Origin of the sequence: Streptococcus pseudopneumoniae, from assembly GCF_001072375.1 — a bacterium.
In the GTDB taxonomy this organism is placed as follows: Bacteria; Bacillota; Bacilli; order Lactobacillales; family Streptococcaceae; genus Streptococcus; species Streptococcus pseudopneumoniae_L.
The window spans coordinates 1-11,673 of sequence record NZ_JVKV01000043.1; the positions used below are offsets into that span (position 1 = coordinate 1).

At 39.5% G+C, this 11,673-nt stretch carries 10 protein-coding genes and 1 riboswitch; all 10 genes read left to right on the forward strand.

Annotated elements, in window-relative coordinates; translation table 11 throughout:
* Positions 1–182 (forward strand): aconitase family protein (locus ADH31_RS03530; RefSeq protein WP_049509035.1); only part of this gene is annotated, 182 nt, incomplete at its 5' end.
* A 9-nt stretch (positions 183–191) separates the two neighbouring features.
* On the forward strand, positions 192–785 hold the full coding sequence (gene leuD, locus ADH31_RS03535) for a 3-isopropylmalate dehydratase small subunit (protein ID WP_049509036.1): 594 nt from the start codon (positions 192–194) through the stop codon (positions 783–785).
* Positions 786–810: 25 nt separating this feature from the next.
* Entirely contained in the window at positions 811–1,590 is a 780-nt protein-coding gene (locus ADH31_RS03540; protein ID WP_049509037.1) for an L-threonylcarbamoyladenylate synthase, read from the forward strand.
* Between the two features lie 199 nt (positions 1,591–1,789).
* Positions 1,790–2,773 (forward strand): GMP reductase, encoded by a 984-nt coding sequence (guaC, locus tag ADH31_RS03545; RefSeq protein WP_049509038.1) that lies wholly within the window; start codon positions 1,790–1,792, stop codon positions 2,771–2,773.
* A riboswitch (purine riboswitch) is annotated at positions 2,766–2,862 on the forward strand. Its footprint overlaps the gene before it by 8 nt.
* A gap of 76 nt (positions 2,863–2,938) precedes the next feature.
* Positions 2,939–3,520: a xanthine phosphoribosyltransferase gene (locus ADH31_RS03550; protein ID WP_000770426.1), complete on the forward strand. Its 582-nt coding sequence runs from the start codon at positions 2,939–2,941 to the stop codon at positions 3,518–3,520.
* Positions 3,520–4,779: a nucleobase:cation symporter-2 family protein gene (locus tag ADH31_RS03555; protein WP_000813114.1), complete on the forward strand. Its 1,260-nt coding sequence runs from the start codon at positions 3,520–3,522 to the stop codon at positions 4,777–4,779. Before ADH31_RS03550 ends, ADH31_RS03555 begins: the two co-directional genes overlap by 1 nt.
* A 93-nt stretch (positions 4,780–4,872) precedes the next feature.
* The gene (gene ligA / locus ADH31_RS03560) at positions 4,873–6,831 is read left to right on the forward strand and encodes an NAD-dependent DNA ligase LigA (protein ID WP_049509039.1); all 1,959 of its coding nucleotides are present in this window, start codon (positions 4,873–4,875) and stop codon (positions 6,829–6,831) included.
* 3 nt (positions 6,832–6,834) lie between these two features.
* Positions 6,835–7,767: a diacylglycerol kinase family lipid kinase gene (locus ADH31_RS03565; RefSeq protein WP_049509040.1), complete on the forward strand. Its 933-nt coding sequence runs from the start codon at positions 6,835–6,837 to the stop codon at positions 7,765–7,767.
* A 49-nt stretch (positions 7,768–7,816) separates the two neighbouring features.
* Positions 7,817–10,099: a type I pullulanase gene (gene pulA, locus ADH31_RS03570; protein ID WP_049509041.1), complete on the forward strand. Its 2,283-nt coding sequence runs from the start codon at positions 7,817–7,819 to the stop codon at positions 10,097–10,099.
* Between the two features lie 232 nt (positions 10,100–10,331).
* Positions 10,332–11,372: a DMP19 family protein gene (locus ADH31_RS03575; RefSeq protein WP_049509042.1), complete on the forward strand. Its 1,041-nt coding sequence runs from the start codon at positions 10,332–10,334 to the stop codon at positions 11,370–11,372.
* Positions 11,373–11,673: the final 301 nt, after the last annotated feature.

An 11,673-nucleotide genomic window follows, 5' to 3' on the forward strand; every position in this document is an offset into this window, starting at 1 on the left:
GCCTAGGGATGAATCCCGACAAGGTACCTGATGGCGTCCACTGCGCTTCAACTAGCAACCGTAACTTTGAAGACAGACAAGGCTTTGGCGCTAAGACTCATCTCTGTAGTCCAGCTATGGCAGCTGCGGCAGCTATTGCAGGGCGCTTCGTAGATGTTCGGCTAATGCCAGAGGCCCAGTAAGGAGAGGATATGGAGAAATTCACAGTTTATACAGGAACGACCGTTCCTCTTATGAATGATAACATCGACACCGACCAAATCCTACCCAAGCAGTTTCTCAAGTTAATCGATAAGAAAGGCTTTGGTAAGTACCTCATGTATGCTTGGCGTTATCTGGACGATAAGTATACTGAGGATCCAGACTTTGTCTTTAACCGACCTGAATACCGCAAAGCCAGTATCCTCATCTCAGGTGATAACTTTGGGGCAGGGTCTTCGAGGGAACATGCAGCTTGGGCACTAGCAGACTACGGTTTTAAGGTCGTGATTGCAGGATCTTTCGGTGACATTCATTACAATAATGAACTCAATAATGGTATGTTGCCTATTGTTCAGCCTAGAGAGGTTAGAGACAAACTAGCCCACTTGAAACCAAGCGATCAGGTAACTGTGGACTTGGAACAACAAAAAATCATCTCACCGGTTGGAGAATTCACTTTCGAAATCGATAGCGAGTGGAAATACAAGCTCTTAAATGGTTTGGATGATATCGGTATTACCTTGCAGTATGAAGATTTGATTGCTGCTTATGAAAAACAACGCCCAGCCTACTGGCAGGATTAGAAAAAATAGAAAAGGAAATAGAACTATGACAAAACACATTCAATGGAACGGAACACTTTCACAAGAAGGCTATGAAATCTTGAAAGGTGAGGGCGGATGTATCGTTTGCCCTACTAAGGTTGGTTACATTATCATGACTAGTGATAAGGCAGGACTTGAACGTAAGTTTGAAGCCAAAGAACGTAATCGTAATAAACCAGGAGTAGTCCTCTGTGGTAGTATGGATGAGCTTCGCGCTTTAGCGCAGCTAAATCCTGAAATCGAAGCCTTCTATCAAAAACATTGGGACGAAGATATTCTCCTTGGTTGTATCCTTCCATGGAAACCAGAAGCCTTTGAGAAATTGAAAGCATACGGTGATGGTCGTGAAGAACTCATGACCGATGTGCGTGGAACTAGCTGTTTTGTTATCAAGTTTGGGAAAGCTGGTGAACAATTAGCTGCCAAACTTTGGGAAGAAGGCAAAATGGTATATGCTTCATCTGCAAACCCTTCTGGAAAAGGAAACCGAGGTAAGGTTGAAGGAATCGGTGAACGTATCGAAGGAGCAGTGGATCTTGTCATCGAAGCTGACGACTATGTTGCATCTATCCAGCCAGACAAAACGATTGAAACTCGTTACGAGCAAGGTGTGATGGTGTCTATGGTTGATAAGGATGGAAAACTCATCCCAGAACAAGGTGGAGCACGTTCAATCTCACCAGCTCCAGTTGTGATCCGTAAAGGACTGGATATTGATAAAATCATGATGCATCTATCAGATACCTTTAACTCATGGGATTATCGTCAAGGTGAGTATTATTAAGACAGTATAAAAATAGAGAGCTCATAATCTCTCTATTTTTTATAGAACAAACAAGCAAAATCCGAACGTTATAAATTTTAGGTTTCAAAATGTTTGACAAAAACTTTACCTTAGTTTATAATCGTTAAAGGAAACGTCGGAAAAGACGTAGCGATGCGAAAGCATAGGTAGGTCATTATAAAAGAAACGAGACATCGAAATGTTAAACGAATTTCCAATCTTTGACTATGAAGATATTCAGCTAATCCCAAATAAGTGTGTCCTTCAAAGTCGAGCAGAAGCTGATACACATGTGACCTTGGGGAAACATACCTTTAAGTTGCCAGTTGTCCCTTCTAATATGCAGACGATCTTAGATGAAAATGTTGCTGAACAACTTGCTAAGGGTGGATATTTCTATATTATGCATCGTTTTGATGAAGAAGGACGCATTCCTTTTGTCAAACGTATGCACGATCAGGGCTTGATTGCTTCAATCTCGGTAGGTGTTAAAGACTACGAGTATGATTTTGTGAGTCAATTAAAGGCTGATGCACCAGAGTACATCACCATTGATATTGCTCATGGTCATGCAGACAGCGTGATTTCAATGATTCAGCACATCAAGAAAGAATTACCTGATACTTTTGTCATCGCTGGTAATGTTGGTACTCCAGAAGCCGTGCGTGAACTTGAAAATGCTGGTGCAGATGCTACTAAGGTCGGAATCGGTCCAGGTAAGGTATGTATTACTAAGGTAAAAACTGGTTTTGGTACTGGTGGTTGGCAGTTAGCAGCCCTTCGCTGGTGTGCTAAAGCTGCGCGTAAACCGATTATTGCCGATGGTGGTATCCGTACACATGGTGATATTGCCAAGTCAATCCGCTTTGGTGCGAGCATGGTCATGATTGGTTCACTGTTTGCAGGGCATATCGAAAGTCCTGGTAAAACAGTTGAAGTTGATGGTAAACAATTTAAAGAATACTATGGTTCAGCCTCAGAATACCAAAAAGGTGCTTATAAGAATGTCGAAGGTAAGAAAATTCTTCTTCCTGCCAAAGGACATTTGCAAGATACCTTAACAGAGATGGAACAAGATTTGCAAAGTTCGATTTCTTATGCTGGAGGTCGAAAGGTAGCTGATCTTCGTCACGTTGACTATGTCATTGTGAAAAACTCTATCTGGAATGGTGACGCTCACTAATATTACTATTACTTATTTATGCCACGAATTGGCGTGGCGTTTCTACAAGGTACCGTAAATACCTAACAATGAGTAAGCTGCAGAGATAAAAGGATAGGTGTTAAATCTATTTCTTTGTTTCCTAGAGGCTTACTTGGTAAGTCTCTTTTTATTTCGGAGGTTATTGTGAAATTATTAGAAGAACGAATTTTAAAGGACGGAAACGTCCTTGGTGAGAATATTCTTAAGGTGGATTCCTTCTTGACCCACCAAGTTGATTATTCCTTGATGCGCGAGGTTGGTCGTACCTTTGCAGAGCATTTTAAAAATGCTGGTATTACCAAAGTCGTGACCATTGAAGCGTCAGGAATTGCCCCAGCCCTTTATGTGGCTGAACAGTTAGATGTACCTATGATTTTTGCTAAGAAGGCAAAAAATATTACGATGAATGAAGGAATTTTGACTGCTGAGGTTTATTCTTTCACTAAACAAGTAACTAGTACCGTATCTATTGCAGGTAAGTTCTTATCTCCTCAAGATAAAGTATTGATTATTGATGATTTTTTGGCTAATGGTCAAGCAGCTAAAGGTTTGATTCAGATCATTGAACAGGCTGGTGCTACAGTTGAAGCTATCGGAATTGTGATTGAAAAATCCTTCCAAGATGGTCGTGAACTGCTAGAAAAATCAGGTCATCAAGTAGTATCACTCGCGCGATTAGAGCGTTTTGAAAATGGAAAAGTTATCTTTAAGGAGGCAGATATCTAATGAAACAACAGGAAAACCACTCACAGGCAGCCGTTCTTGGTTTGCAACACTTGCTAGCCATGTACTCAGGTTCAATCCTGGTACCAATCATGATTGCAAGTGCTTTAGGGTATTCAGCTCAACAGTTGACCTATCTTATCTCAACAGATATCTTTATGTGTGGGGTTGCAACTCTCTTACAATTGCAACTCAATAAACATTTTGGTGTTGGTTTGCCTATTGTTCTTGGGGTAGCCTTCCAGTCTGTTGCTCCTCTTATCATGATCGGTCAGAGTCATGGTAGTGGTGCTATGTTTGGAGCTTTGATTGCTTCAGGGATTTATGTTATCCTGATTTCTGGTATCTTCTCTAAGGTTGCCAATCTTTTCCCTGCTATCGTAACCGGTTCTGTTATCACAACTATCGGATTGACCTTGATTCCAGTTGCCATCGGAAATATGGGAAATAACGTTGAAAAACCTACTGGACAAAGTTTAGCTTTGGCAATGATTACAGTTCTCATTATTCTTTTGGTTAATATCTTTACCAAAGGATTTATCAAATCTATTTCCATTTTGATCGGTTTGATTGCAGGTACCATTATTGCTGCTACTATGGGCTTGGTTGACTTCTCTCCAGTAGCAGAAGCTCCACTAGTTCATATCCCAACTCCATTCTACTTCGGTGCTCCACAATTTGAGATTTCTTCTATTGTAATGATGTGTATCATCGCTACTGTATCTATGGTAGAATCAACTGGTGTTTATCTTGCCCTTTCTGATATTACTAAAGATCCAATCGATAGCACTCGTCTCCGCAATGGTTATCGCGCTGAAGGTCTTGCTGTCTTACTTGGTGGACTTTTCAATACCTTCCCTTATACAGGATTTTCACAAAACGTAGGCTTGGTGAAACTTTCAGGTATTCGTACTCGTTTGCCAATCTATTACGCAGCTGGTTTCCTTATCTTGCTCGGTCTCTTGCCTAAGTTTGGTGCCTTGGCTCAGATTATTCCTAGCCCTGTTCTTGGTGGAGCAATGCTCGTCATGTTCGGTTTCGTGTCTCTCCAAGGGATGCAAATCTTGGCGCGTGTAGACTTCGAACACAATGAACACAACTTCCTCATTGCAGCGGTTTCTATCTCTGCTGGGGTGGGATTAAACGGAAGCAATCTCTTTAATACTTTACCGACTGAATTACAAATGTTCTTCTCAAATGGTATTGTCATTGCAAGTACAGTAGCCATCGTCTTGAATGCTATTTTGAATCGTAAAAAATAAAAATAAATGAGAAGCGATAGAAATATCCTTCTCATTTTCTTTTTTAGAGCTTGAGTATTGTTTATAGAGTCCTTTTTATGGTAAAATGGTTCTATGAATGAAAGAATGAAAGAGCTCGTTGAACTGCTCAATCGCTATGCGACAGAGTATTATACAAGTGATAATCCATCTGTATCTGATAGTGAGTATGACCGTCTTTATCGTGAATTGGTAGAGTTAGAAAAAGCTCATCCTGACCAAGTTTTACCAGAAAGTCCGACACATCGTGTTGGTGGAAAGATTCTTGATGGGTTTGAGAAATATAGTCATCAGTATCCTCTTTATAGTTTGCAGGATGCTTTTTCACGTGAAGAACTCGACGCTTTTGATGCGCGTGTTCGTAAAGAATTGGATAATGTCACTTATATTTGTGAGTTGAAGATTGATGGTTTATCGATTTCCTTGACTTATGAGCAGGGAATTTTTGTTACTGGGGCAACTCGTGGTGATGGTTCCATCGGGGAAAACATCACTGAAAATCTTAAACGAGTGAAAGACATTCCTTTATCATTACCAGAAAAATTAGATATTACAGTTCGTGGTGAATGTTATATGCCGAGAGCTTCTTTTGACCAGGTCAATCAATCTCGTCAAGAAAATGGGGAGCCGGAATTTGCCAATCCGCGAAATGCTGCTGCAGGAACCCTTCGTCAGTTAGATACGTCAGTAGTCTCAAAACGAAATTTGGCGACTTTCCTTTACCAAGAAGCTAGTCCTTCAACTCGGGATAGTCAAGAGAAGGTTTTGAAACATTTGGAACAATTAGGCTTTGTGGTTAATCAAAGACGTCTATTAGCTCATAGTATGGATGAGGTTTGGGCGTTTATTCAAGAAATTGGTCAAGAAAGAGATAGGTTGCCTTATGATATCGATGGAGTTGTGATTAAGGTCAATGATCTAGCTGGTCAGGAGCAACTAGGATTTACAGTCAAAGCACCTAAGTGGGCAGTCGCTTATAAATTCCCAGCAGAAGAAAAAGAAGCGAAACTTCTTTCTGTTGACTGGACTGTTGGCCGTACAGGAGTTGTGACTCCGACTGCTAATCTTACTCCAGTACAACTTGCAGGTACAACTGTAAGTCGTGCAACCCTTCATAATGTCGACTATATCGCTGAAAAGGATATTCGTAAGGATGATACTGTCATTGTGTACAAAGCAGGTGATATCATTCCTGCTGTTCTACGAGTGGTAGAATCCAAGCGAGTGTCAGAGGAAAGACTAGATATTCCAACAAACTGTCCAAGTTGTGACAGTAATCTTTTGCATTTTGAAGATGAGGTTGCCCTTCGTTGTATCAATCCACGTTGTTCTGCTCAGATCAAGGAAGGCTTGACGCACTTCGCATCGCGTGATGCCATGAATATCTCTGGCCTTGGTCCATCGATCGTTGAGAAACTATTTGCTGCCGATTTGGTTAAGGATGTTGCAGATATTTATCATTTGACTGTGGAAGATTTGCTCTTGCTAGATGGTATTAAGGAAAAATCTGCTCAAAAGCTCTACCAGGCTATTCAAGCATCCAAAGAAAATTCTGCTGAAAAACTTTTGTTTGGTTTGGGGATTCGTCATGTAGGAAGTAAGGCAAGTCAGTTGCTTTTACAAAACTTCCACTCAATCGAATCGCTAGCACAAGCCAATCCTGAAGAAATTGCAAGTATCGAAAGTCTGGGAAGTGTCATTGCCCAAAGCCTTCAGACCTATTTTGCTACAGAGGGTTCTGAAATCCTTTTAAGGGAATTGAAAGAATCAGGTGTTAATCTAGACTACATAGGACAGACAGTTGCAGCAAATGCAGCCTTGTCTGGTCTAACTGTCGTATTGACAGGAAAGCTAGAGCGTTTGAATCGCTCAGAAGCTAAAAATAAATTAGAAAGTCTAGGAGCCAAGGTTACTGGTAGTGTGTCGAAAAAAACAGACCTTGTTGTAGCAGGAGCAGATGCAGGAAGCAAGCTCCAAAAAGCACAAGAACTGGGAATAGAGATTCGTGATGAAGCTTGGCTTGAGAGTTTGTAAGCTATGAAAGAAGTAAAAAAACGCGCACGTCTCATTTATAATCCGACCTCAGGCCAGGAAATTATCAAGCAAAATATCGCAGAAGTTCTAGAAGTGTTAGAGAGCATAGGCTATGAAACAAGTGCTTTTCAGACCAAAACTGAACACTTATCAGCCCAGAAAGAAGCAGAAAGAGCTGCAAAAGCTGGATTTGATTTGGTTTTGGTAGCTGGTGGCGATGGTACTATCAATGAAGTGGTTAATGGAATTGCACCTCTGGAACATCGTCCAAAGATAGCCATCATTCCTACTGGAACTACCAATGACTATGCAAGAGCATTGAAAATACCTATGGGAGATCCAGTTGCTGCAGCGAAAATCATTGCTAAAAATGAAACCAAGCAAATTGATATTGGTCGTGCTTATGGTGATAAGTATTTCATCAATATTGCTGCGGCAGGAACTCTTACGGAGTTAACTTTTAGCGTTCCGAGTGAACTAAAGACGCGTTTGGGTTATCTGGCCTACGTTGCTAAAGGCTTCGAGATGTTTCCAAAATCCAAAGCCCGTCCTGTTCGTATTTACCATGATTGGGGAATTTTTACAGGAGAAGTTTCTCTTGTCTTTGTTGCCTTGACCAATTCTATTGGTGGATTTGAGCAATTTGCACCTGATACCAAACTGGATGACGGCAATTTCACGCTTATTCTAGTAAAGACGGATAAAATACTAGATATGTTGAGTCTGCTAGTTCAGGCCATGAACGGAGGCCAACACGTTTCAGATATCAATGTTGAATACCTTAAAACGAGTAAACTCCGAATTGAAACTTTGGATCATGAAGAGCCTTTTATGCTCAATCTTGATGGAGAATACGGTGGCGACACGCCAGTAGATTTGGAGGTGTGCCATAATCACATTGAATTTTTTGTGAATCGTGAGGCACTTGATCAATAAATTATTAGTCACATATAAAATCAAATTTATTTAGAAATTAGGGAGAACCATGTACAATTATCTTGTACTTATTCATTATCATCGTAAAGATGAAGCTTACGAGGCTTGCAGTTTCAGCATAAAGCCTCTAGATTCAGCAGAACTTATCAAAGAAGAAGAATATTTTGGAGCAAAATTCTCACTGACTCAATCGAGTGAAGTAGCTCTTGAGACCATGACTTTTACTGTTGAAAAAGATGGTGTCAGCAAAGAATATCCTATTCGCTTCAATTATTATCCACTTTTGACAGAGGTTTGGATTTTGGATGGAGATGATACAGTTTATTATTCTGAAAATCCAGCTATTGCAAGTACTCATTATAAAGACCAAAATCCTTTTGCCTTCGACAAGGCAATCAATAGCGCTAGTTTTGACCACCACTGGGGTTATCAAGGAGAGTTGGGATGTCAAGTTTCTGAAACTGAAACAAGATTTAGCCTATGGGCACCAACCGCTACATCTGTCCAAGTAGTAGTCTATGAATCTGCAAGTAACGACGCACCTATCCTTAAAACCTTTGAAATGGAGCGAGGAAATAGTTACTCCTATAGTCACAAGTATAATACAATTGGTGTTTGGAGTTTATCAGTTCCAGAAAGCTTAGCAGGTTGTGCTTACCACTACCAAATTGACTTTCCTCATCACCAGTCATTAACTCGTGATCCATATACAATAGCGACAAGTCCTGATGGAAAACGTTCAGCCATTGTCTCAAATCAAGAACGTAAGGTCGAAGGTTTTGAGGTTAAGCATGGTACAGAAGCAACTTGGCGTTTGGAAAATCCTTGCCAAGCAGTCATTTATGAAATGCATATCCGTGATTTGACTAAGTCTGAAACATCTGGTGTTACGCCAGAATTAAGAGGAACGTTCTTAGGTGCGGCGCAAACTGGAACAGTTAACCAGTATGGTCAGTCGACTGCGTTTGATTACATCAAAGAACTTGGTGTTAACTATGTTCAGTTGCAACCAATTGCTGACCGTCATAAAGAATACGACGCAGATGGAAATGTAACTTATAACTGGGGATATGATCCACAAAACTACAATGCTCCAGAAACTAGCATGTCTACAAATCCAAATGATCCAGGTCAAGCTATCCGTGATTTGAAAGCCATGGTCCAAGCTTATCACGATGCTGGTATCGGTGTTATTATGGATGTTGTTTACAATCATACCTTCTCAACGGTGGATGCGCCATTCCAAACAACGGTTCCCGATTATTATTATCGAATGAACCATGACGGAACCTACCAAAATGGAACAGGAGTCGGTAACGAAACTGCCAGTGAGCATGAAATGTTCCGTAAATATATGATTGATTCTCTTCTCTACTGGGTAAAAGAATTCAATATTGACGGTTTCCGCTTTGACTTGATGGGAATTCATGATATCAAAACTATGCAGATGATTCGTTGGGCTATGGACGAAGTCGATCCTAAGATCATCCTTTATGGAGAAGGATGGGATATGGGAACTGGTCTTGCTCCTTATGATAAGGCTAAGAAAGATAATGCCTATCAATTGCCAAACATTGGATTCTTTAATGATAATCAACGTGATGCGGTTAAAGGTTGTGAAGTCTATGGTTCTATCAAATCTGGTTTTGTTAGTGGTGCAGGTACTGAGCCGATCGTCGCAAAGGCTATCCTTGGAAGTCGTGAGCTCGGTTCATATCTCAGTCCAAACCAGGTTCTTAACTATGTAGAAGCCCACGATAATTACAATTTGCATGATTTGCTTAGAACCCTTCATCCATCGGAGAGCGAAAAACGTATCATGAAGAAAGTAGAAACAGCAACGGCTATGAACCTCCTTATGCAAGGGATGGCATTCATGGAACTGGGGCAAGAGTTTGGCCGTACTAAACTCGTAGCTACAGGCGAAAATGGAGAGTTGACTCACGCAGATCGTGAGCGAGCAATGAACAGTTACAATGCTCCTGATAGTGTCAACCAAGTCAACTGGGATTTGATCAATGAGCGTCAAGATAGTATCGAGTTTGTCCGTCAAATTATACGACTCAAAACACAAAACAGTGCCTTTTCATACCCTACCTATGAAGAAGTCTACCGTCATGTCTTTGTACACACGGCCATTGAAAATAGTGGTTGGATTGTTTATGAGATTCATGGTGGCGAAGAGCACTTCTTGGTTGTATTCAATGCTAAAGGGGCTTCCTATTACTATGAAAATGCAGGAAACCTAGAAATGTTGGTAACCAATAGCCGTTCTAACCAAGAAAATGCCATTGACGATGTCAGTGTGGCAGTTATGAATGTTTTATCGTAAGTCTTAGATTGAAGATTGACACAATGAAGTGTAGGGCAAAACTATTTTGCAGAGTCCAATAAATGAACAAAAGTATTTCAAAGACTCATTTCTACTAAAATGTGAGGTCGGGATTTTTTATCTCGGCCTATACTTCTAGAAAGTTTATCTTGGAGACGATAGAAAAAGCAGAAGTTTCATTACAAATTGAATTAAAATTATAAAAGTTCATTAGTTTTAGTGGGAGATACCTATGGATATCAATACAATTACGCTGGAAACATTTATCACATTAAATGAATCGGAGAAAGTTCAGTGTCTTAAAGACATTAAGCATAACTTCCAATTCGAGAAAGTAATAGAAATTCTTTTAGAGCTTGGCTTAGAAAATTTAAGTGGACTAGTCCTTAGTGAACTAGCCAAAGTCTATAATAATTGGAGTCAATTCGAAGAAGCCAAAAGAGTTTTAGAGATGGTCTCTGAAGAAGATAGGGATGCTATTTGGTATTATCGAAATAGTTTTACCCATTGGCGTTTATCTAGTGATCCGAACAAGGACTTTGAAACTGAAGCTAATCAGGCTCTAGATTTATTAGAAAATGCTATCAAAAATGCTGATTCCTCAACAAATCCAGTCATTGAATGGTGTATTGAGTTGGTTAAAGTAGGTTCTCTAAAGGAAGTTTTTGAAGGCAAGCCAACAGAATATCCCCTGCTTCAGAAATACTATTTTGAAGATGCTAATGAAACTAATCAAGAAATGAAAACTGCACAGAATAAGAAATTATACAAGAATATTAAGATAGAAGATGTTCAAAATGCAGAAGACTCTTGGGATATTATTGAACCAGTATACGAAACTGTTAACATCTATAACACCTATAAAGACTATCTCGATTCTGCAAAAATCTTTACTTTAGAACAAAGATACCTTCTGGCAATTATCTGGTATTTTATCGAAGTAAACAATGGAGGTCACTATCAATTTTTCGATAATTCGACAGGGATTGTCTGGAAAGATACTTTAAAGGGCTTCGAACTATTTGGAATGAAGGAGCATGCTGCTAATTTCAAAAATCTCCTTGCATACTTTGGTGGAACTATCTCCTTTGTTAGAGAAGAAAGATCGGAGCTGCTAGCACAGATGGAAGAAGAGTATGGCGATGATTTTTATGAGAAATTGGATGAAGCAGATAATTTTGTCTATGATTATGATGGAAATGAGAATGAGCTAAGTTTTATCAAAAAATATCCAGAGAAATTCATTTTTCATGGAAGTGCAGATAAATCGTAAAGAATAGTAAATAAAGAAAGAGCAGATTGGAAGATCTGCTCTATTTTTTGGGAGAAATCCCTTGTTTCTGAATAGTTGCAATCTAAATTGAATGTTATAAACTCAATATTTACGGATTTTCAATGTATTTTTCAAAAATATAAGGCTAAAAATTGCTTAAATCCGAATATTTTGTTACTATTATATAAAAATGTAAGAAAATGAAAAGAGGCGAAGATAAATTGGAAAATTAAAATGATTTTCCCAGGACGCATCAGAGAATTATTTTCAGATTTTCAAAATAATTTTTAAAAATATAGTA

Bases quoted from the DNA above. Each gene is read 5' to 3' on its own strand.
- ADH31_RS03575 (WP_049509042.1), top strand. From the start codon at position 10,332: ATGGATATCAATACAATTACGCTGGAAACATTTATCACATTAAATGAA.
- pulA (WP_049509041.1), top strand. From the start codon at position 7,817: ATGTACAATTATCTTGTACTTATTCATTATCATCGTAAAGATGAAGCT.
- leuD (WP_049509036.1), top strand. From the start codon at position 192: ATGGAGAAATTCACAGTTTATACAGGAACGACCGTTCCTCTTATGAAT.
- ADH31_RS03555 (WP_000813114.1), top strand. From the start codon at position 3,520: ATGAAACAACAGGAAAACCACTCACAGGCAGCCGTTCTTGGTTTGCAA.
- ligA (WP_049509039.1), top strand. From the start codon at position 4,873: ATGAATGAAAGAATGAAAGAGCTCGTTGAACTGCTCAATCGCTATGCG.
- ADH31_RS03565 (WP_049509040.1), top strand. From the start codon at position 6,835: ATGAAAGAAGTAAAAAAACGCGCACGTCTCATTTATAATCCGACCTCA.
- guaC (WP_049509038.1), top strand. From the start codon at position 1,790: ATGTTAAACGAATTTCCAATCTTTGACTATGAAGATATTCAGCTAATC.
- ADH31_RS03540 (WP_049509037.1), top strand. From the start codon at position 811: ATGACAAAACACATTCAATGGAACGGAACACTTTCACAAGAAGGCTAT.